The organism is Mangrovimonas xylaniphaga, assembly GCF_001280435.1.
GTDB lineage: Bacteria > Bacteroidota > Bacteroidia > Flavobacteriales > Flavobacteriaceae > Mangrovimonas_A > Mangrovimonas_A xylaniphaga.
On sequence record NZ_LBIP01000019.1, the window covers coordinates 147,016 to 167,144 of the forward strand.

General features: G+C 38.8%; 24 protein-coding genes. All 24 read left to right on the top strand.

Annotated elements, in window-relative coordinates:
* Positions 1-4 precede the first annotated feature (4 nt).
* The 24 genes from ZA06_RS14460 (at position 5) to ZA06_RS14575 (ending at position 20,122) form a co-directional block, all read left to right on the top strand.
* The gene (locus tag ZA06_RS14460; RefSeq protein ID WP_053978203.1) at positions 5-1,525 is read left to right on the top strand and encodes an HAL/PAL/TAL family ammonia-lyase; all 1,521 of its coding nucleotides are present in this window, start codon (positions 5-7) and stop codon (positions 1,523-1,525) included.
* Between the two features lie 86 nt (positions 1,526-1,611).
* Positions 1,612-2,739 (top strand): WG repeat-containing protein, encoded by a 1,128-nt coding sequence (locus ZA06_RS14465; protein ID WP_053978204.1) that lies wholly within the window; start codon positions 1,612-1,614, stop codon positions 2,737-2,739.
* Between the two features lie 41 nt (positions 2,740-2,780).
* The gene (gene fabG, locus ZA06_RS14470; RefSeq protein ID WP_053978205.1) at positions 2,781-3,512 is read left to right on the top strand and encodes a 3-oxoacyl-ACP reductase FabG; all 732 of its coding nucleotides are present in this window, start codon (positions 2,781-2,783) and stop codon (positions 3,510-3,512) included.
* A gap of 12 nt (positions 3,513-3,524) precedes the next feature.
* On the top strand, positions 3,525-4,739 hold the full coding sequence (locus ZA06_RS14475; protein WP_053978206.1) for a beta-ketoacyl-[acyl-carrier-protein] synthase family protein: 1,215 nt from the start codon (positions 3,525-3,527) through the stop codon (positions 4,737-4,739).
* 10 nt (positions 4,740-4,749) lie between these two features.
* Positions 4,750-4,992 carry a phosphopantetheine-binding protein gene (locus ZA06_RS14480; protein ID WP_053978207.1) on the top strand — a complete coding sequence of 81 codons (243 nt, stop codon included), beginning with the start codon at positions 4,750-4,752 and terminating at the stop codon, positions 4,990-4,992.
* A gap of 20 nt (positions 4,993-5,012) precedes the next feature.
* Positions 5,013-5,900 carry an LpxL/LpxP family acyltransferase gene (locus tag ZA06_RS14485; RefSeq protein WP_053978208.1) on the top strand — a complete coding sequence of 296 codons (888 nt, stop codon included), beginning with the start codon at positions 5,013-5,015 and terminating at the stop codon, positions 5,898-5,900.
* Positions 5,901-5,952: 52 nt separating this feature from the next.
* Positions 5,953-6,867, top strand: coding sequence for a hypothetical protein (locus ZA06_RS14490; protein ID WP_053978209.1), 915 nt, complete (start codon positions 5,953-5,955; stop codon positions 6,865-6,867).
* A 23-nt stretch (positions 6,868-6,890) separates the two neighbouring features.
* Positions 6,891-8,024, top strand: a complete 1,134-nt coding sequence (locus tag ZA06_RS14495; RefSeq protein WP_053978210.1) for a beta-ketoacyl-ACP synthase III — start codon at positions 6,891-6,893, stop codon at positions 8,022-8,024.
* Between the two features lies 1 nt (position 8,025).
* Positions 8,026-8,457 (top strand): FabZ, encoded by a 432-nt coding sequence (locus ZA06_RS14500; protein WP_053978211.1) that lies wholly within the window; start codon positions 8,026-8,028, stop codon positions 8,455-8,457.
* Positions 8,457-8,912, top strand: coding sequence for an ABC transporter permease (locus tag ZA06_RS14505; protein ID WP_053978212.1), 456 nt, complete (start codon positions 8,457-8,459; stop codon positions 8,910-8,912). The genes ZA06_RS14500 and ZA06_RS14505 overlap by 1 nt, the downstream gene beginning before the upstream one ends.
* A 5-nt stretch (positions 8,913-8,917) precedes the next feature.
* The gene (locus ZA06_RS14510; RefSeq protein ID WP_053978213.1) at positions 8,918-9,361 is read left to right on the top strand and encodes a hypothetical protein; all 444 of its coding nucleotides are present in this window, start codon (positions 8,918-8,920) and stop codon (positions 9,359-9,361) included.
* Entirely contained in the window at positions 9,351-10,346 is a 996-nt protein-coding gene (locus ZA06_RS14515; protein ID WP_053978214.1) for a BtrH N-terminal domain-containing protein, read from the top strand. The genes ZA06_RS14510 and ZA06_RS14515 overlap by 11 nt, the downstream gene beginning before the upstream one ends.
* 5 nt (positions 10,347-10,351) lie before the next feature.
* A complete protein-coding gene (locus ZA06_RS14520) occupies positions 10,352-11,095 on the top strand; it encodes an ABC transporter ATP-binding protein (protein WP_053978215.1) in 744 nt (247 codons plus the stop codon).
* Positions 11,088-12,353 carry an ABC transporter permease gene (locus ZA06_RS14525; RefSeq protein WP_053978216.1) on the top strand — a complete coding sequence of 422 codons (1,266 nt, stop codon included), beginning with the start codon at positions 11,088-11,090 and terminating at the stop codon, positions 12,351-12,353. The genes ZA06_RS14520 and ZA06_RS14525 overlap by 8 nt, the downstream gene beginning before the upstream one ends.
* A complete protein-coding gene (locus tag ZA06_RS14530; protein ID WP_123812082.1) occupies positions 12,331-12,783 on the top strand; it encodes an acyl-CoA thioesterase in 453 nt (150 codons plus the stop codon). The genes ZA06_RS14525 and ZA06_RS14530 overlap by 23 nt, the downstream gene beginning before the upstream one ends.
* Complete coding sequence (locus ZA06_RS14535; RefSeq protein WP_053978217.1) at positions 12,776-13,924, top strand: beta-ketoacyl synthase N-terminal-like domain-containing protein; 1,149 nt, start codon at positions 12,776-12,778, stop codon at positions 13,922-13,924. Before ZA06_RS14530 ends, ZA06_RS14535 begins: the two co-directional genes overlap by 8 nt.
* Before the next feature lie 10 nt (positions 13,925-13,934).
* The gene (locus tag ZA06_RS14540; protein WP_053978218.1) at positions 13,935-14,996 is read left to right on the top strand and encodes an SAM-dependent methyltransferase; all 1,062 of its coding nucleotides are present in this window, start codon (positions 13,935-13,937) and stop codon (positions 14,994-14,996) included.
* A 4-nt stretch (positions 14,997-15,000) separates the two neighbouring features.
* Positions 15,001-15,618, top strand: a complete 618-nt coding sequence (locus ZA06_RS14545; protein ID WP_053978219.1) for a 3-oxoacyl-ACP synthase — start codon at positions 15,001-15,003, stop codon at positions 15,616-15,618.
* 1 nt (position 15,619) lies between these two features.
* Positions 15,620-15,877: a phosphopantetheine-binding protein gene (locus tag ZA06_RS14550; RefSeq protein WP_053978220.1), complete on the top strand. Its 258-nt coding sequence runs from the start codon at positions 15,620-15,622 to the stop codon at positions 15,875-15,877.
* A gap of 9 nt (positions 15,878-15,886) precedes the next feature.
* Positions 15,887-17,089: a beta-ketoacyl-[acyl-carrier-protein] synthase family protein gene (locus ZA06_RS14555; protein WP_053978221.1), complete on the top strand. Its 1,203-nt coding sequence runs from the start codon at positions 15,887-15,889 to the stop codon at positions 17,087-17,089.
* Entirely contained in the window at positions 17,089-18,153 is a 1,065-nt protein-coding gene (locus tag ZA06_RS14560; protein WP_053978222.1) for a beta-ketoacyl synthase N-terminal-like domain-containing protein, read from the top strand. Before ZA06_RS14555 ends, ZA06_RS14560 begins: the two co-directional genes overlap by 1 nt.
* A complete protein-coding gene (locus ZA06_RS14565; RefSeq protein WP_053978223.1) occupies positions 18,147-18,923 on the top strand; it encodes a polysaccharide deacetylase family protein in 777 nt (258 codons plus the stop codon). Before ZA06_RS14560 ends, ZA06_RS14565 begins: the two co-directional genes overlap by 7 nt.
* On the top strand, positions 18,916-19,533 hold the full coding sequence (locus ZA06_RS14570; RefSeq protein ID WP_053978224.1) for a LolA family protein: 618 nt from the start codon (positions 18,916-18,918) through the stop codon (positions 19,531-19,533). The genes ZA06_RS14565 and ZA06_RS14570 overlap by 8 nt, the downstream gene beginning before the upstream one ends.
* A complete protein-coding gene (locus tag ZA06_RS14575) occupies positions 19,511-20,122 on the top strand; it encodes a hypothetical protein (protein WP_053978225.1) in 612 nt (203 codons plus the stop codon). The genes ZA06_RS14570 and ZA06_RS14575 overlap by 23 nt, the downstream gene beginning before the upstream one ends.
* The last annotated feature ends 7 nt before the right edge of the window (positions 20,123-20,129 follow it).

The window sequence follows — 20,129 nt, forward strand, 5'->3', positions numbered from 1 at the left end:
ATAGATGCTGACATTTGACGGGAAACTAGGAATTGAAGATTTTTATAAAATTATTTTTGAGAACACTCCAATCCAAATCCACCCAACGGTGGTGGAACGTGTTACGAAGAGCTTTAAATTTTTAAAGACGTTTTCTGAAAACAAGGTCATTTATGGGGTGAATACGGGTTTTGGGCCCATGGCTCAATACAAAATCAAGGATTCTGAGCGCATCCAGTTACAATACAATTTAATACGAAGTCACTCTTCTGGGACGGGGCAACCTATAGCGCCTATGTACGTGAAAGCTGCCATGGTGGCGAGATTGAATACACTTTCTTTGGGGTATTCTGGCGTACATGTATCGGTTATTGAGTTAATGACCGAATTGATCAATAGAAATATCATTCCTTTAATTTATGAGCATGGAGGGGTAGGAGCTAGTGGCGATTTAGTACAGCTTGCCCATTTGGCCTTGGTGCTAATCGGTGAAGGAGAAGTGTTTTATAAGGGAGAAAGAAGAGCCACCAAAGAAGTATTCGATTTGGAAGGACTTCAGCCTATTTCTGTTGAGCTTAGAGAAGGGTTGGCCTTAATGAACGGAACTTCTGTGATGACGGGGGTTGGTATAGTAAATGTGCTTTATACTAAAAGGTTGTTGGGATGGATTACATCATCTTCTGCGGCCATAAATGAAATTGTGCAGGCTTATGATGATCACTTGTCGGAAGAATTAAATGCTTCGAAACTGCATGTGGGGCAGCGTGAAATTGCTAAAAGGATGCGTGAGCATTTAAAGGATAGCCAATTGACACGAAAACGAGAGCATCATTTGTATACCAATAATGATGATGTCTCCGTATTTAAGGAAAAGGTACAAGAGTACTATTCTTTAAGGTGTGTGCCCCAAATTCTGGGTCCTGTGTTGGACACCTTGAAAGGTGTAGAGAAGATTTTGATAGAGGAAGTCAATTCTGCTAATGACAATCCAATTGTAGATGTAGAAAAGCAGCACGTGTATCACGGCGGAAATTTCCATGGGGATTATGTGTCTTTGGAAATGGATAAACTCAAAACGGTTGTTGCCAAAACAAGTATGTTGGCCGAACGTCAATTGAACTATTTGCTCAATGCAAGGTTGAACGATATTCTTCCTCCATTTGTAAATCTTGGGACTTTAGGACTTAATTTTGGAATGCAGGGCGTGCAGTTTACGGCAACTTCCACAACTGCAGAAAACCAAATGCTGTCCAACCCTATGTATGTGCACAGTATTCCTAACAATAACGATAATCAGGATATTGTAAGCATGGGGACCAATGCGGCCTTGATAACCAAGAAAGTCATCGAGAATGCTTTTGAGGTAATAGGTATAGAAATGATTACCATTGTTCAGGCGATTGAATGCTTGGAATTGCAAAACAAGGTTTCTTCCAAAACAAAACAGATGTATGAAGATATAAGAGCTCTTGTACCTGCATTTAAGGAAGATGTTGCTATGTATCCTTTTGTGAACAAGGTGAAGGAGTTTATCATGGCGCACTAAGTGGTCTGATTTTTAACATGCCGAGGGAAATTTGGTTGCAAGGGCTAATTGTTGTTAAGTAAATTATTAATATAAAGCTGTTAATCATGAAAATTAAATCTTTCCTATGGCTGTTTTTATGCAGCATTTGTTCAATGGTGGCGCAGGATCTTGCGTTGGCCAATCAAGATGGTAAATTTGGGTACATCACCAAGACGGGAGACTGGCAAATCAAACCTCAATTTAAAATAGCCAAGAATTTTTCGGGAGATTTGGCAGAAGCCATGACCGATGATAAAAAATGGGGCTTCATTAATCGAAAAGGTGAATGGGCCATTCAGCCCATGTTTGAAAAAACAAAGGCCTTCGATTCTGGAGTGGCAATTGTATTAAAAGATAATCAGTGGATCTATATCAATACTGATGGGGAGCAGATTCTTAAAGACGTTACTACAGATAAACTTTATGATTTTGAAGAAGGTTATGCCATTGTAAGACAGGGCGACAAAGTAGGTTTTATTAATGCCAAAGGCGAAGTTGTAGTTCCTGTAAAATTTTCAAAGGTTTTTGGCTTTGTTAATGGCTACGCCAAAGTTCAGGAGAATGAAAAATGGGGTTTGGTAGATGGATCTGGGAACTATTTTGTGCCTACAGAGTATGATGGTGTGAGTAATGTATATCACGACAAGGTTATTGTTTCTAAGGGAGGTGTGTATGGCATCATTTCGAATGGTGCTTTTAAAGAAGTAGAAGGAGCCCAAAAAGTATGGGACTTTATGTATAATCCAGAAGTTACCTATGCAGAGAAGGATGGTAAAATGGGATTTGTAAATGCCGAAGGGAAATGGGAAATCGCGCCAGCTTATGAAAAGGCCCGTGCCTTTGTAAATGGCATAGCACCTGTAATGAAAGACAAGAATTGGGGTTATATCAACAGAGCTGGTGAAGAGGTTATTCCTTTTCAATATAAAGATGCCGAGATATTTAGCAAGGATGGTTTAGCGCCTGTAAAACTTTCTAAATTATGGGGTTTTATCAATACAAAAGGTGATTTGGTGATAGACGATAAATACGATATAACAGCAAGTGGCTTTTCGGTGTTCAAAAGAAATAATGAAAAAGGGTTTATTGATGGCTTGGCTAGGGTAAAGGAAAAGAAGTCCTGGTACTACATCAATACCAATGGAGAAATATTGAAAGATATGGAGTTTGAGAATTTGGAATTATTCCAATAAACCCTATAATTGCAATAAATATCCGCTTAAAAACTAATTAAATGAAGTGTGCCATAATCACAGGTGGTTCCAGAGGAATAGGAAGAGCCATTTGTATTCAATTAGCAAAAGATACCAACTACCATATTTTAATTAATTACAATAGTAATGAAGCTGCGGCTCAGGAAACCAAGCAGGCAGTGGAAGCTGAAGGGAATACTGCAGAAATCCTCAAGTTTAACGTAGCTAATGCTGAAGAGGTGGCTTCTGTTTTGGGAGGTTGGCAGGAAGCTAATAAAGAAGCAGTTGTTGAGGTAATTGTTAACAATGCAGGTATTACAAAGGACGGTCTGTTTATGTGGATGCCTCAAAACGACTGGCAGGACGTAATCAATACTTCCTTGAATGGCTTTTATAACGTGACCAATTTCTTTATCCAAAAGTTACTTCGTAATCGTTATGGTCGTATTGTAAATGTTGCTTCGGTATCAGGGGTTAAAGGAACGGCTGGTCAAACTAATTACTCTGCTGCAAAAGGAGCATTGATTGGAGCCACTAAAGCTTTGGCGCAGGAAGTGGCCAAGCGAAAAATTACCGTAAATGCGGTGGCGCCGGGATTTATAAAATCGGATATGACCGCAGAACTTGATGAAAAGGAATTGAAAAATATGATTCCTCTTAATAGATTTGGGGAGCCGGAAGAAGTAGCGCATGCCGTAGCGTTTTTGGCTTCAGTTAAGGCATCGTATATCACTGGGGAAGTTATAAATATTAATGGAGGAATTTACTCCTAATTTTGGTTTTGGATGAGAAGAGTTGTAATTACGGGAATGGGAATTTACTCCTGTATCGGGGAAAATTTAGAGCAGGTCAAGGAGTCTCTTTATAAGGGGAAATCAGGTATTGTTGTAGATGAAGACCGTATTGCCTTTGGCTACAGATCTCCGTTAACAGGAATGGTCTCTCAACCAAACTTAAAAGGCTTGCTTTCGCGCCGTCAGCGTATTAGTTTGGGGGAAGAAGGGGAATATGCTTATATATCTACTTTAGAAGCCTTGAAGAATGCTAAAATCGAACAGGACTTTTTAGATCAAAATGAAGTCGGGATTTTGTACGGAAATGATAGTACCGCTAAATCGGTTATTGAGTCTGTAGATAAAATTAGGGAAAAGAAAGATACTACTTTGGTCGGGTCTGGTGCAATTTTCCAAGGGATGAATTCTTCGGTAACCATGAACTTGTCTACCATCTTTAAATTGAAGGGCGTGAATTTTACCGTGAGTGCCGCTTGTGCCAGTGGTTCGCATTCCATCGGGATGGCTTATCATCTGATAAAAAGTGGTATGCAGGACTGCATTATTTGTGGAGGCGCACAGGAGATCAACAAAATGGCCATGGCAAGTTTTGATGGTTTGGGTGTGTTTTCAGTACATACTGACGAGCCTCAAAAGGCATCGCGGCCATTTGATAAAGATAGGGACGGACTTGTGCCTAGTGGAGGTGCTGCGACTTTGGTTTTGGAAACTTATGAATCTGCCATGAAGCGAGGTGCTACCATTTATGGGGAAGTCTTGGGGTATGGATTTTCTTCCAATGGAGACCATATTTCTACTCCTAATGTAGACGGACCTGCTCGAGCCATGAAAATGGCTATTGAACAGGCAGCGATTAAGGTTGAGGATATTCAATATGTTAATGCCCATGCTACCTCAACTCCGGTTGGAGATGCTAATGAAGCAAAGGCTATCTTGTCTGTTTTTGGTGAAAATGGGCCTTATGTAAGTTCTACAAAATCTATGACAGGACATGAGTGTTGGATGGCTGGGGCAAGTGAGGTAATCTATTCTATTTTGATGATGCAGAATGACTTTATAGCGCCCAATATAAACCTTGGTGAACCTGATGAAGCGGCGTCAAAATTAAATTTGGTGGCGGAAACAATAGATAAAAAATTTGATGTATTTTTGTCCAATTCTTTTGGATTTGGAGGGACAAATTCAGCATTAATAATTAAAAAATAAGCGAGAGATAATGGATAAAGAAGTTATCATTGATAAGATAAACGACTTTCTTATTGACGAGTTTGAAGTGGAGGAGGATGACATTTCCGCAGAAGCTAACTTAAAAGAAACCTTAGAGCTGGATAGTTTGGATTTTGTGGACTTGGTTGTTGCTATAGAATCTAACTTCGGAGTAAAACTTGTCGGCGAAGACTTCATTGGTGTAGTGACACTGCAAGATTTTTATAATCTTATTGAACGAAAATTAAGCTAAGCATTTTACGTTAAAATTTTATGGCTACCGAATGGGAGGGTAAATCCAGAGGCACCGTTTTTGGATATAGAATTTTTGTGTTCTTTATGCAGAAATTCGGGGTGCGCTCTGCCTATTTTATTCTTTATTTTGTAGCTGCCTATTACTGTCTGTTTGCATTGGACAGTTCAAAATCCATCTACTATTATTTTAGAAAAAGAAGAGGGTACTCATTTTGGAAGAGTATCCTTTGTATTTATAGAAATTACTATGTATTTGGAAAGACCATCATTGATAAGGTGGCTATTTCTTCAGGTCTCAAAGACTATTTTACTTACCAATTTGATGGGGTTGAGCTTTTGGAAGAAGCACTTAAAAAGAAACAAGGTGGAATTTTAATCAGTGCCCATGTGGGTAATTTTGAAATCGCCGAACACTTTTTTGGAGAACTGGAAGATTGTGCCTCCATCAATTTGTTGACCACAGATGTAGAACACACTGCCATCAAGGAATATTTGGAAAGCGTTACGGTAAAATCCAATATTAAGCTCATCTTGATTCAGGAGGATCTTTCCCATATTTTCGAAATTAATGCGGCCTTGGCTCGAAACGAATTGGTTTGCATTACTGGCGATAGGTATGTGAAGGGGTCTAAATTCATGGAGCATGAGTTGTTGGGGGAAACCGCACAATTTCCTGCTGGACCCTTTGTGCTGGCGTCAAGATTGCGTGTGCCGGTTTTGTTTGTGTATGTTATGAAAGAAACCAATAAACATTACCATTTGTATACACGGAAAGCACAATCCAAGCATAGGGATGCTGTTGGTTTGTTGGATGAATATACCAAAAGCGTAACCTGGATTCTTGAAAAGTATCCCTTACAATGGTTCAATTACTTCGATTTTTGGAAAACCGAAAATGAATCCTAAACTTGATTTTTTTTTTGATTAATTATTCCGTAATTACAGGAAAAATTAATTTTTGAAAAAAGTCCTCGTAATACACTATTCCCAATCGGGTCAACTTACAGAAATTGTCAATAATGTTAGTGCTCCTTTAATTTCGGAAGGACATCATGTGGACTTTTTGGAAATTGAAATGGAGACACCGTTTCCGTTTCCGTGGCCAAAAAATAAGTTTCTGGATGCCTTTCCTGAGTCTTTTTTACAAATTCCACAAAAAATAAAGCCAATTCCACTGTCTATAAAAAACACGGATTATGACTTAGTGATTTTTGGGTATAGTGTTTGGTATTTGACGCCTTCCATTCCTGCCAATTCATTTTTGGAAAGTGAGGAAGGAAAACAGTTGTTGGCCAATACCAAGGTAGTGACGGTTATAGGCTGTAGGAATATGTGGGTGATGGCCCAAGAGAAAGTTAAAGAGAAATTAAAAGCCATTAATGCAGAGTTGGTGGGGAATATTGTTTTGGTAGATAGACATATTAATCACGTAAGTGTCATCACTATCGTAAAATGGATGTTTACGGGAGAAAAGAAGCGCTATCTTGGAATTTTTCCAAAACCTGGCGTGTCCCAGAAGGATATAGAAGAGTCTGAAAGATTTGGAACTGTTATTTCCAATGCTTTGAAAGTAGACGAATATTCGAGTCTTCAGGATGGTCTACTTGCAAAAGGGGCAGTCATGATCAAACCATTTTTGGTGGTGGCAGACCAACGTGCCAATGTGTTGTTTTCTAAGTGGGCAAACCTTATTCAAAACAAATCAAATAAGGATTCATCCAAGCGCCCTTTTTGGATTAAAATTTTTAAATATTACCTATTATTTGCCATTTGGATTATTGCCCCTGTTGTTTTTATTCTATTTTTGTTAAGCTATCTTCCTCTATATGGGAAGATAAAGAGAGACAAGGTGTATTTTTCATCTGTTTCATAATATAAGAAGGCCCTAGTTAATATATGAAAGAAGTTTACATAACTAAAACATCAAATTTTTTGCCTAACCGCCCTATCAGCAATGATGAAATGGAGGCAAAATTAGGAGAAATTAATGGGGTGCCATCCAAGGGACGCCGACTAGTTTTGAGAAACAACCAAATAAAGACAAGGTATTACGCGTTGGACGATGAGGGAAATGTGACGCACAATAATGCAGAGTTGGCCAAAGAGGCTATCTTAAATTTATGTGATGAAAATTTTCCGGCTGAAGAAATTGAACTTTTGTCTTGCGGTACCTCCAGTCCAGATCAAATTTTGCCATCCCATGCTTCTATGGTACATGGAGCTCTTAAGGGAGGAAATGCTGAAATCAATTCGCCTTCTGGAGCTTGTTGTTCTGGAATGAATGCCCTTAAGTATGGTTTTTTGTCTGTGAAGTCAGGGCAGACCGATAATGCGGTTTGTTCAGGGTCTGAACGAACGTCTTCATGGTTTAGGGCTACCATTTATACTAGCGAAATTGAACATTTAAAGGAGCTCGAAGAAAAGCCCATTATTGCTTTCAATAAGGATTTTTTGAGATGGATGCTGTCTGACGGCGCTGGAGCTTTTTTGTTGGAGAATGAGCCGAAGGGAAATTGCCCTTTGCGTATAGAGTGGATGGAAGGATATTCGTATGCTTTTGAATTGGAAGCTTGCATGTATGCTGGTGGTGATAAAATGACGGACGGGTCCTTAAAGGGATGGAGTGAATATCATTCTGAGGAGTGGAGTCAGCAATCCATTTTTGCTGCGAAGCAAGATGTGAAATTATTGGATCAACACATTCTTAAGAAGGGAGTAGACAGCTTGAAATTGGCCTTGGATAAACATAGTTTAGCACCAGAGGATATCGATTATTTCCTTCCGCATATTTCTTCTTATTATTTTAAAGATTCCTTATACGAACAAATGAAAGCCAATGGCGTACACATTCCTATGGAAAACTGGTTCACCAATTTGGCGACTGTGGGAAATGTGGGGTCGGCTTCTATTTATATTATGTTGGATGAATTGGTGAATTCTGGAAAATTGAAAAAAGGCGACAAGATTTTATTGTCGGTTCCAGAGAGTGCCCGTTTTTCATATGCATATGCATTTTTAACAGTGTGCTAATATGGTTGAAAACGAGTTTCCAATTACCGATGTACTGCCATTGATTCCACAACGATATCCCTTTGTGATGGTAGATGCGCTTAAAGAATTTTCTAAAACAGAAGTTGTATCGTCTTTTACTATTTTGGAAGATAATATCATGACGGTTCAAGGAGGGTTTACAGAACCTGGCTTGGTGGAAAACATGGCGCAAACGGTGGCCTTGCATACGGGCTATGATTATTATCGCAGGGGAGAAGAAGCGCCAACGGGATATATTGGTTCCATTAAAAAAACGAGCATAAAAAAGTTGCCAGTGGTAGGTGATACCGTTACTACAAAAGCCATGATTTTACATGAAATTATGGGAGTGACCATGGTGAATGTAAAAGTATATAATGCCGAAGGAGAGGAAATTGCCTCAGGTGAAATGAAAACGGTTATTGCTGGCTAATGGAGGTTTTTAAGGCTTTGGATATTTCTCAATTTTTGCCGCACAGGCCGCCATTCCTGATGGTAGATTATGTGCTTTCCATCAGCGATGAGCATGTGTCTACGTCTTTTGAAATCAAGCTAGATAATATTTTTGTCGAAAACGGAGTTTTTAATGAGGTAGGAATGGTAGAACATGCCGCTCAAACCTGTTCGGCCATTGTAGGGAAAAGTTATTATACCAACCAAGAAGAAGCGAAGCCAGAAAATAAACTGATTGGCTTTATTAGTGCTATTAAAAAGGTGCTAATTTATGAGTGCCCAAAAGTTGAAGAAACCATTGTTTCGGAGGCTGTTCTAAAATCTAGATTTGATTCCGATAATTATAGCATTTGCACTTTTGAATGTAGTGTTTGCCAAGGAGAGAATACACTGCTAACTTGTGAAATGAATTTGTTTATTCAAGAAACAGAGTAGAGGTCATGAAAAAGGAAGAGGTACCCCAGGATGAAAGTAACATTCAGTCTACAAACCAAAAGGAACTGTGCTATGCCGTTGGAGAAGATGGTAAATATACGACGGCCTTGAGTTCTGGTTGGGATCCTAAAACCATAGCCTTGAATAATGCCATTGAGGAAATTCAAAATCGGATTTCGAATGCCAAAGAACGTGTTCTTAACAATCAAACAAGTCCTATAGAGTTTTATATGGAATCCCATAAAATGGACCTGTCTATTTTGGCAAGTTATGTTGGTCTTTGGCAATGGCGGGTGAAACGTCACTTTAAACCTAAGGTGTTTCAAGGGCTTTCCAATAAAATGTTACAGCGGTATGCCGAGGTGTTTGATGTATCCTTGGAAACATTGAAAGATATTACATTATATAAAACCCCAGAGATAAAAAATAATACCCCAGATGAAAATTGAATTTAAGCACCAACAATCGGCACATTGTGAAAATGGTGTGATCTCTAATTTGATGAGGCATCACGGGTTCGATATCAGTGAACCTCTTGCCTTTGGTATTGGTTCGGGGTTGTTTTTTTGTTATGTGCCTTTTATAAAGGTGAATCATGCACCGGCCTTTACTTACCGTGCCTTACCTGGGATTATTTTCAAACGCTTTGCCAAGCGCGTTGGTATTAAAATTAAGCGTGAAAAATTTAAGGATCCAAAGTTGGCAAAGGTAAGATTAGATGAAAACCTGAACAATAACAATCCAGTAGGCTTACAGGTAGGGGTGTATAATCTCGTGTATTTTCCAGATGATTACCGCTTTCATTTCAATGCCCATAATTTGGTGGTTTATGGAAAGGAAGATCAAACGTATCTGATTAGTGATCCTGTTATGGAAACCGTTACTACCTTAACCGATAAGGAACTTGAAAAAGTTCGGTTTGCCAAAGGAGCTTTTGCACCCAAAGGTCAAATCTATTATCCTGTAGATTTTCCTGAAAAACTGAAGATTCAAAGTGCCATTGTGAAAGGCATCAAGCATACTTGTAAAGATATGTTGGCGCCTATGCCGCTCATTGGTGTAAAAGGTATTCGCTATACGGCAAGGCTCATCAAAAAATGGCCAAAAACTAAGGGTGTCAAACTTGCCAATCACTATTTAGGCCAAATAGTTAGAATGCAGGAAGAGATTGGTACCGGAGGCGGAGGCTTTAGGTATATCTATGGGGCATTTTTACAGGAAGCAAGTGGCATTTTGAACAATCCAGAATTGGAAGTGCTTTCCAAAGAAATTACTGAAATAGGCGATTTATGGCGGGATTTTGCATTGGAAGCTTCCAGAATTTATAAAAATCGAAGTGCCCAGGTGGACGCTTATGTAAAAGTAGCTACACAGTTGGAGCATATTGCAGATAGAGAAGAAACATTCTTTAAAAAATTAAAAAAAACTATTTAAGGCAAATGATTTCTATCCAGCACATATCCAAAAAGTACAAAGGAGCCGATAATTATTCGGTTCTTGACTTGGATTTGCACATTGCTGAAAGAGAAATTTTTGGTCTTCTGGGGCCCAATGGAGCTGGAAAAACTACGTTGATTTCCATGTTATGTGCCTTGATAAAACCTACTTCGGGGACGTTCTCAATTGATGGTTTAACCTATAAAGAAAACAAAAGAAAATTAAAGCAATTGATAGGTATTGTTCCTCAGGAATATGCTTTGTATCCTTCCTTGACCGCCTTTGAAAATCTTCAATATTTTGGAAGTATGTATGGGTTAAAAGGAAAGGAGTTGCATGATAAAATCACCAATTTTTTAGAGCATTTGGGCTTGGGGAAATTCGCTAACAAACGAATCGAGACTTTTTCGGGCGGTATGAAGCGTCGCGTAAACTTGATTGCAAGCATTCTTCACGAACCAAAAGTATTGTTTTTGGATGAGCCAACAGTTGGTGTGGATGTGCAATCCAAAAATGTCATTATTCAGTTTCTTCAAGAGCTTAATGCCAAAGGCACCACAATTATTTACACGTCGCATCACCTTAATGAAGCTGAAAACTTCTGTACTAAAGTGGCCATTATAGACCATGGAAAAATTATAGTAGAAGGAGAGCCTGCACATTTAATTCATACTAACGAAGGCGCTCATAGCCTTGAGGATGTGTTTTTAAGTTTAACGGGAAAAGCACTTCGGGACCATGCATAAATTATGGGCAAGCACATATAAAGAGTTTTTGTTGCTCATCAGAGATATGGGAGGGGTGGCCATTTTGTTTGTCATGCCCCTGGTGCTTATCATTACTATCACCTTGATTCAAGATAGCACCTTTCAAACCGTAAAGGATATTAAGATTCCAATTTTGATTGTGGATAAGGATCATGGTGACGTAGCAAAAACCATGTTGGAAGGTTTGGAAGATTCCAATTCTTTTGAGGTTATTGAAAAGCAAACCGAAGAGGAAGCCAAAAACTTGGTGTCCAAAGGCGAGTATCAATTGGCTGTAATCATCCCCGAGAAATTGACAGAGGATTTGCATCAAAAAATCAGCAATAATGTGGATGGAATCATGGCGAAAGTGATGGGAGAAGAAGCCGATTCCTTGCCAAAGCCTGATGTGGAAAATAAAGAAGTGAAGCTATATTTCGATCCTGCCACCCAACAGTCTTTTAAAAGTTCGGTAAAAAATGGGATTGATAAAATGATATCAAAAATAGAGACACAATCTATTTACAAAGCATTTCAAGAGCAGATTTCGGACAACCCTGAGGAAGCCATTTTTGAAACCGAAAATTTTATCACGTTTACGGAGATTCTACCAAAGATTGAAGGCCGGGATGTGTTGCCTAATTCGGTACAGCATAATGTGCCAGCTTGGACGTTGTTCGCCATCTTTTTTATCATTGTTCCTCTGTCCATTAATATGGTCAAGGAAAAAAGCCAGGGAACTTTTGTTCGATTACGAACCAACCCTGTTTCCTACGCTACTGTATTGGGAGGAAAAACTATCTTGTATTTGCTAGTGTGCCTCATTCAGTTTGTGTTGATGTTGTTGGTCGGGGTATATGTGTTCCCTGCCATGGGGCTTCCGGCTTTGGATGTGTCTGGACGTTTACCTTTGTTGTTTGTAGTGGCTCTTTTTTCGGGCTTGGCTGCAATTGGCTTAGGTTTGCTGTTGGGAACCTTGGCAAAAACCCAAGAACAATCGGCTCCTTTTGGGGCGACTTTTGTTGTGATATTGGCCGCAGTGGGAGGTGTTTGGGTGCCAGTGTTTATCATGCCTAAGTTCATGCAAGTGCTATCCAATATTTCTCCAATGAATTGGGGTTTGAATGCCTTTTACGACGTGTTTTTGCGTCAGGCCAGCTTGATGGATATTGTTCCAGAAATAACATTACTTTTTATATTTTTTATATTAACTACCATAATTGCCATTGTTTATAATGAAAAGAAAAATGCTGTCTAAACAGAAAGAAATTGTGCACGTGAGTGAGGTGAGAGTGCGTTTTGTGGAAACTGATCCCTTGGGCATTGTGTGGCACGGCAATTACATTCAGTATTTTGAAGATGGAAGGGAAGCTTTCGGAAGAGAGCACGGAATTTCATATTTGGACCAAAAAGAGCATGGGTATGCTACACCTATCGTAAAATCTAGTACAGACCATAAGCTACCGTTGAAGTACGGCGATGTGGCCACTGTTAAAACCATTTATGTGGATACACCTGCAGCTAAAATGGTGTTTCGTTATGAAATATATAACCAGAATCAGCAATTGGTGTGCACAGGTGAGACCATTCAGGTGTTTGTAGATAAGATAGGAGAAGGAGACTTGTCTTTAAATATTCCTCCATTTTTTATGGAATGGAAACAAAAAGTGGGGCTACTGGATGAATAAGGTCTATGTGTCACATAACAATATTGTTTCGGCTTTAGGCTTTGACAGTACATCTGTAGTTGAAAAGGTGAAGTCTGAAGTTACAGGACTTGGTCTGGTTGAAAATAAAGCTTTACACGCTGAACCGTTTTTTTCATCTTTGGTGAATACTGAACAATTGCAATCAGCATTTCGAGAATTAAAACCTAAGGAAAAATACACTCGGTTAGAACAGATGATGATGGTTTCTTTAGACAAGATTATCAAGTCTTCCAAGATTGCTTTGGATGAACGTGTTGGATTAATGATTTCAACCACCAAAGGCAATATTGATGTATTGGATGCCAATAGTCCATTTCCGAAGGAAAGAGCTTATTTAAGTGAGTTGGGAAAGGTTGTAAAAGAGTTCTTTGGATTTAAAAACGATGCCATTGTTGTTTCCAATGCCTGTGTGTCTGGAATTTTATCGGTTGCTCTTGCCAAAAGATATATTGAACAAAATGTATATGACCATGTATTTGTAGTAAGTGGGGATGTAGTCAGTGAGTTTATCTTGTCTGGATTCAATTCCTTTCAAGCTATGAGCAATGAACTGTGTAAACCCTACGACAAGTATAGAAAAGGTATTAATATAGGTGAAGTGGCGGCGAGTATTTTGGTGACAAAGGATGATAGTGGGTTGCCAGATGAGGCCATGGTGATTTTAGGGGAAGGCTCTTGTAATGACGCCAATCATATTTCAGGACCTTCAAGAACGGGAGAAGGACTTTATAGAAGTATGCAAACCGCATTTAGGGAGGCGAAAATTCAACCAGAAGAGATAGATTATATCTCGGCCCATGGAACGGCAACTTTGTTCAATGATGAAATGGAAGCCATTGCTTTTAACAGGATGGGATTGCAGGAGGCGCCATTGAATAGTTTGAAGGGGTATTTTGGGCACACTTTGGGAGCTTCGGGATTGTTAGAAACCATTATTGGGATGCATTCGGCACACAACAATACCTTGTATAAATCCTTAGGTTTTGAAACAATGGGTGTCACCCAACCAATAAATGTTATAAATTACACAAGACAACATAACATACAGACCTTTTTAAAAACAGCCTCTGGTTTTGGAGGTTGTAATACGGCTGTAATTTTTCAAAAACTAGCTCAATAAACCGTAAACTATGGCAAACAATTCAATTAAAGCAATCGACGCCCTCGAGGAAGCTCATAAAATTGCCTTTGCACCCTTTGTATTTCAAGCTGTTGTATCCCTTCGTAAATTGGGGGTTTTTGATAAAATTTTTCAACATAGAAAAAAAGGAGGGATTTCTCTGGAAGCTATTGCGGAAGAATTGTCTTTGAGTGCTTATGGGGTTGGGGTCTTGTTGGAAATTGCCGAAAGCTCAGATATTGTGGAGAGAAACGAATTGGGGAATTATGAAGTGACTACGACCGGATATTTTCTTACTTACAATGAAACGGTAAATGTCAATATTAATTTTACGCAAGATGTTTGTTATAAAGGGCTATTTCATTTAGATGAAGCCATTAAAACTGGAAAGCCCGAAGGTTTGAAGGAGTTGGGGAGTTGGAGTACCATTTACGAAGGCTTGTCTAAATTAACGCCTCAACAACAAAAGGCTTGGTTTGAATTTGATCATCATTATTCCGATGATATTTTTTCTGAAGCTTTGGAGATGTTGTTTTCCAAAGAACGCAAGCATATATTTGATATAGGTGCCAATACAGGAAAGTTTTCCATTCGTTGCAGTAAATTCAACAACGATGTAAAGGTGACCATGATTGATCTTCCAGGGCAATTGGCGAAAGCGATGGCCAATGCAGAAGAGGCTGGTGTTCAGGATCGCGTGTCCGCCTATGAAATAGATTGGCTTTCCAAAGATCCTAAAATTCCAACTGGAGCAGATACTATATGGTTGTGTCAATTTTTGGATTGTTTTTCAAAATCAGAAATAGAAAACATTTTATCCGTCTGCGCCAAGTCCATGGACAAGAATGCCGAACTTATCATTGTAGAAACCTTTACCGATCGTCAACGTTTCGATAACGCTAAGTTTATTTTAGAGGCTACTTCGCTGTATTTTACGGTATTGGCCAACGGTAATAGTAAAATGTACCAAGCCAAAGAATTGTTGGAAGTTATAGACAATGCTGGTCTTGTAGTCAAAGAAGACAAACCTTTAGGGGAATACCATACCATGTTGGTTTGCCAAAAGAAATAAAATCATGAATGCCCCATTTAATATAAGTTCATATGCCTCCATAAGAGGAAGAAAAGTAACCTTGAACGGTCAACATCTTTATGAAGGCTCCCATACTGAATTTTCAGAATTCATCAAAGCGGCGTATAAAGCATTAGGGGTGAAATACCCCAAGTTTTTTAAGATGGATAATTTGAGCAAATTGGCTTTTTTAACAGCTGAGGTACTTCTTAAAAATGAAAACTTAAATCTTGAGGCAGATAACAATATTGCTATAGTCTTGTCCAATAGAGCCTCTAGCTTGGATACTGATAGAGCGCATCAAGCCTCCATTCAAGATAAAGATAATTATTACCCTAGTCCAGCGGTGTTTGTGTACACTCTGCCTAATATTTGCATAGGCGAGATTAGTATTAAATATAAACTGTATTCTGAAAATAGTTTTTTTATATTTGACAGAATCAATACCGATCATTTGTTTACTTCCGCATCTAATCTCTTGGAAACAGGAAAGGCTGACCAAGTGCTTTGCGGATGGGTAGATTTTGATTCCGATAGCTATGAGGCATTTTTGTATTTGGTTTCTGAAAAAGAAGGAAAACCCCATACAAATCAACAAATTTTAAAATTATACAATACATAATATGGAAGCTTTAAAACAAGAATTGAAAGAGAACATTATAGAGCAATTAAATTTGGAAGATATGGTTGTTGCAGATATTGCAGATGACGATATGCTTTTTGGCGATGGTTTGGGGTTGGACTCAATCGACGCCTTGGAATTGATTGTGATGCTCGATAAAAACTACGGAATTAAGCTTACCGATCCAAAAGAGGGACGTGCCATTTTTGAATCTATCAATACCATGGCAGCCTACATTTCAGAAAACAGAACCAAGTAATCATACTTAATGGGGAAAGGGGTAGCCATAACTGGAATGGGTATTGTATCTGCCATTGGAAACAATGTGGATGAAAATTACCAATCTTTGATTGCGGGAAAGAAAGGAATTTCAAGGATTTCCAAGATCGATACCATTCATAAGGGTGACATCATGGTTGGCGAAATTGCCACGACAAACCAAGAGTTCATTTCGCAAATGGGCCTGTCTCCAGAAAACAATTATTCCCGTACGGCTCTTCTTGGAGCCGTAGCTGCCAAACAGGCCGTGAACAGTGCGGGCATAACGGATATCACCAAATACAAAACAGGTTTGATTTCTGCCACTAGTGTTGGTGGAATGGATATGACCGAAAAATATTATTACGAATATCCAACAAATACAGCTGTTCAAAAGTATATTGATGGTCATCATGCAGGGGATTCTACCCAAAAAATCGCAGAACAGTTGGGCATCTTGAAGGGGGTGGTAACTACTATTAGTACAGCATGTTCTTCAGCGGCCAATGCCATTATGTTTGGTGCCAGATTGATTAAATCAGGACAGTTGGATCGAGTGGTTGTTGGAGGGGCAGATTGTTTGTCGATGTTTACCATCAACGGATTTAAAACTTTGATGATTCTGTCCGATACTTATAACACGCCTTTTGATGAACACCGTAAAGGCTTGAATTTGGGAGAGGCTGCTGCGTATTTGGTGTTGGAATCGGATGCTGTGGTTAAAGCTGAAAATAAACCTGTATTAGCTTACGTAAAAGGTTATGGGAATGCCAATGACGCTTTTCACCAAACCGCCTCATCAGAGAATGGGGACGGTGCAACCTTGGCCATGGAAAAGGCACTTGAGGTAGCAGGCTTGGAGCCTAAGGATATAGATTACATCAATGCCCATGGTACAGCAACAGGAAACAACGATTTGTCTGAAGGCCGTGCCATTATAAGAGTCTTTGGGGATGCCGTTCCGGAATTTAGTTCAACCAAGGCTTATACAGGCCATACTTTGGCTGCTGCTGGAGCTATAGAAGCTGTGTATTCTATTTTGGCACTTCAGCATAATACGATTTTTCCCAACCTAAACTTTAAAATGCCCATGGAAGCTTTTGATATTCGTCCAGAGGTAAGTTTAAAATCTAAGGAATTACATACGGTAATGTCCAATTCGTTTGGTTTTGGAGGAAATTGTTCCACCGTGATATTTTCAAAAGAAGCCTAATGAAAAATGTATATATCAACAGTGTAGGATCTATTTCAGCACAAAAAACTTATGATAACAATGAGTTTTTAAGTGAGGTGGTCTCTTATCAAGAACAAATACTGCCCGTAGTAGATCCTAACTACAAGGATTATATCCCACCTGCGGCTGCCCGTAGGATGGCAAAGGGCATCAAGATGGGAGTAGTGGCTTCCAAAATAGCCCTTCAGGACGCAGGTTTGGAGGAAGTAGATGCCATTATTACAGGAACAGGGATGGGCTGTTTGAGAGATTCGGAGAAATTTCTCAGCGCGATTCTGGATAATAAAGAACAGTACCTTACGCCAACGTCTTTTATACAATCCACTCACAATACGGTAGGAGGTCAAATTGCTCTGGAGTTGCAATGCAAAGGCTATAATTTTACATATGTGCACTCTAGTGTGTCTTTTGAATCGGCTATGATGGATGCCAAATTGCAGTTGGAATTGGATGAAGCCAAAAATATTTTAATTGGCGGTGTGGATGAAATAGGAGAGTATACTGCAGGGCTTCATAAAATAATTGGTCATATAAAACCGGAAGCAGAGGATGTTTTGCAAGTATTGCAATCCAAGACCAAAGGTGCTATTTATGGTGAAGGTGCCAATTTTTTTGTACTATCCAATGAAAGGAATGAGAATTCATACGGAAAGATAAAGTCGGTTTCCATTTTCAATACCTTATCAAAATCTGAATTGAACAATGAGGCAGAAGCGTTTTTGTCTGCCAATGGTGTGTCGGCTGAAGATATTGATGTTGTTGTGCTCGGGAATAATGGCGATGTAGAATTTGATGGCTATTATGAAACTTTGGCAAATGGATTGTTTCAAAATACACCGCAAGTGTGTTACAAACATTTGTGCGGCGAATTCAACACAGCTTCATCTTTTGGGTTTTGGGTAACCGCGAAGATGTTAAAAAACCAAGCTTTGCCCGAAGTTTTACGATTCAATGATTTTCCTGTGAAGGAGATTAAACAGGTGTTGTTGTACAATCAATATCGGGGAGAGAATCATAGTTTTACCTTGGTGGAGCAATGCTAAACTTCAAAACCGTAAATATAACGGCAGCTGTTGTTTTTATTGGCTTGTTGATTGTTTCGGCTATTTATGGAATTTCCATTTGGTGGTTTTTGATATTCGGTTTGCTGTGGTTAATCGTAACGGGCATGGGGTCGGCATTCATAGGTTGGAACTATCACATTACCTCGATTAATTTCTGTTCAAAACCATCCAAAAATCAAATTGCCATTACTTTTGATGATGGACCAAATCCGGAATTTACGCCAAGAGTGTTAGATCTTTTAGAAGCTCATAAGGCAAAGGCTACATTTTTTTGTATTGGCAAACACATTGCTTCATATCCAGAGATTTTCCAACGTATTTTGGATGAAGGTCATACTGTGGGGAACCACACATTCTCACATACCAATGGCTTCGGATTTTTACCTACTGCTAAGGTGGTTTCAGAGTTGTTGCAAACTAATGCAGTTGCCAAAAAACATTCAGGATTGGTCTTGAATCTATACCGTCCTGCATTTGGCGTTACTAATCCAAATATTGCCAAGGCCTTAAAAATTTTGGGAATGCAATCCATTGGATGGAACAAGCGCTCTTTGGATACCACTTCAATTAGTGAAGCACAAATTTTAAGGCGCATTACCAAAAGACTAAAAGCGGGGGATGTCATTCTTTTGCACGATACCAGCGAAAAATCAGTAAGGGTTTTGGAACAGTTATTGTTATTTTTACGCCAAAAGAACTTAGAATCTGTCTCTGTAGATTCGCTGTGTAACATAAAAGCTTATGCGTAACCTATTATATATTTTGTTTTTTGTGGTTGGAACTGTACAGGCCCAAACCAAAATGACTTCGGCCGAAGCGAATGCTTTGAAAGAAAAAGTAAAGGCCCTGGCTTTGACGACCAATTCCATAGTGAGCGATTTTACACAATATAAACATATGGACTTCTTGTCGGAGGATATTGTGACCAAGGGAAATATGGCCTTTAAATCACCTGACTTGTTGAAATGGGCCTATGAAGAACCTTTTAAATATCAGGTTATCTTTAAAAATGAAACACTTTATATTGATGATGAAGGCAAAAAAAGTAATGTGGATCTGGGGTCCAATAAAATGTTTAAGGAATTAAATGCCCTTATCGTTAAAAGTGTCAAAGGAGATATGTTTGATGACCAAGCTTTTGATATTTCCTATTTCAAGGTTGATCATCATGATGAAGTGTATTTTGCACCAAAGGATACTCGGTTTTCAAAATTCATCAAAACATTTCAAATCACTTTTAATGAACAAGGCGATGTTGTTCAGGTAAAAATGGTTGAACCTTCTGGCGATTATACAAAAATTGTATTCAGTAATAAAGTCTTAAATGCCCCATTGGATGACAAGATGTTTGCTCATTAGTTTAGGGTTGCTTTTCTTGGTGTCCTGCGGCTCTTATCCAAAAAGGAATGGATTTCAAAGGGAGGCCTTGCAGCCTTCAATTGAAAATCTATATTTCTCCAACGAAACCAAGGATTATGTTTACAAGGCCAATATAGAGGTGTATGGCAAAACTTTTGGAGGTTTATTCATTGTTAAAAAACTTGGTGACAATAAGCACAGAGTAGCCTTTACTACCGAAATGGGCAATAAATTGTTTGATTTCTCTTTTGAAAATGAGGAGTTCTCTGTGAACTATATTTTGGAGGAATTGGATAGAAAAATGTTCATCAATATTTTAAGGGATGATTTTTGGGTGTTGCTTAAAAGTCCAATGGAAGTGGAGGATGTTTATGGACAGAATAATTTCCATATTTTTGAGACCATGTTGGATAGGCATTCCCATTTTTATTTTTTTGAAAATGAGCAGTTGAAAAAAGTTGTCAGGGCAAAAGGAGGAAAAGGAAAAGTTGATTTTTTATTTGAGGATACAGAGGGACCAACAGCAAGACAGATTCAAATTATACATCACAATATAAAATTGAAAATTAACCTCAAATCAATTAAATAACCAAGCA

Coding starts and splice junctions, on each gene's coding strand:
- ZA06_RS14530 (WP_123812082.1), top strand. CDS start 12,331: ATGAAAAGAAAAATGCTGTCTAAACAGAAAGAAATTGTGCACGTGAGT.
- ZA06_RS14485 (WP_053978208.1), top strand. CDS start 5,013: ATGGCTACCGAATGGGAGGGTAAATCCAGAGGCACCGTTTTTGGATAT.
- ZA06_RS14515 (WP_053978214.1), top strand. CDS start 9,351: ATGAAAATTGAATTTAAGCACCAACAATCGGCACATTGTGAAAATGGT.
- ZA06_RS14465 (WP_053978204.1), top strand. CDS start 1,612: ATGAAAATTAAATCTTTCCTATGGCTGTTTTTATGCAGCATTTGTTCA.
- ZA06_RS14560 (WP_053978222.1), top strand. CDS start 17,089: ATGAAAAATGTATATATCAACAGTGTAGGATCTATTTCAGCACAAAAA.
- ZA06_RS14505 (WP_053978212.1), top strand. CDS start 8,457: ATGGAGGTTTTTAAGGCTTTGGATATTTCTCAATTTTTGCCGCACAGG.
- ZA06_RS14510 (WP_053978213.1), top strand. CDS start 8,918: ATGAAAAAGGAAGAGGTACCCCAGGATGAAAGTAACATTCAGTCTACA.
- ZA06_RS14550 (WP_053978220.1), top strand. CDS start 15,620: ATGGAAGCTTTAAAACAAGAATTGAAAGAGAACATTATAGAGCAATTA.
- ZA06_RS14535 (WP_053978217.1), top strand. CDS start 12,776: ATGAATAAGGTCTATGTGTCACATAACAATATTGTTTCGGCTTTAGGC.
- ZA06_RS14525 (WP_053978216.1), top strand. CDS start 11,088: ATGCATAAATTATGGGCAAGCACATATAAAGAGTTTTTGTTGCTCATC.
- ZA06_RS14460 (WP_053978203.1), top strand. CDS start 5: ATGCTGACATTTGACGGGAAACTAGGAATTGAAGATTTTTATAAAATT.
- ZA06_RS14565 (WP_053978223.1), top strand. CDS start 18,147: ATGCTAAACTTCAAAACCGTAAATATAACGGCAGCTGTTGTTTTTATT.
- ZA06_RS14480 (WP_053978207.1), top strand. CDS start 4,750: ATGGATAAAGAAGTTATCATTGATAAGATAAACGACTTTCTTATTGAC.
- ZA06_RS14545 (WP_053978219.1), top strand. CDS start 15,001: ATGAATGCCCCATTTAATATAAGTTCATATGCCTCCATAAGAGGAAGA.
- ZA06_RS14570 (WP_053978224.1), top strand. CDS start 18,916: ATGCGTAACCTATTATATATTTTGTTTTTTGTGGTTGGAACTGTACAG.
- ZA06_RS14475 (WP_053978206.1), top strand. CDS start 3,525: ATGAGAAGAGTTGTAATTACGGGAATGGGAATTTACTCCTGTATCGGG.
- fabG (WP_053978205.1), top strand. CDS start 2,781: ATGAAGTGTGCCATAATCACAGGTGGTTCCAGAGGAATAGGAAGAGCC.
- ZA06_RS14555 (WP_053978221.1), top strand. CDS start 15,887: ATGGGGAAAGGGGTAGCCATAACTGGAATGGGTATTGTATCTGCCATT.
- ZA06_RS14575 (WP_053978225.1), top strand. CDS start 19,511: ATGACAAGATGTTTGCTCATTAGTTTAGGGTTGCTTTTCTTGGTGTCC.
- ZA06_RS14540 (WP_053978218.1), top strand. CDS start 13,935: ATGGCAAACAATTCAATTAAAGCAATCGACGCCCTCGAGGAAGCTCAT.
- ZA06_RS14520 (WP_053978215.1), top strand. CDS start 10,352: ATGATTTCTATCCAGCACATATCCAAAAAGTACAAAGGAGCCGATAAT.
- ZA06_RS14500 (WP_053978211.1), top strand. CDS start 8,026: ATGGTTGAAAACGAGTTTCCAATTACCGATGTACTGCCATTGATTCCA.
- ZA06_RS14495 (WP_053978210.1), top strand. CDS start 6,891: ATGAAAGAAGTTTACATAACTAAAACATCAAATTTTTTGCCTAACCGC.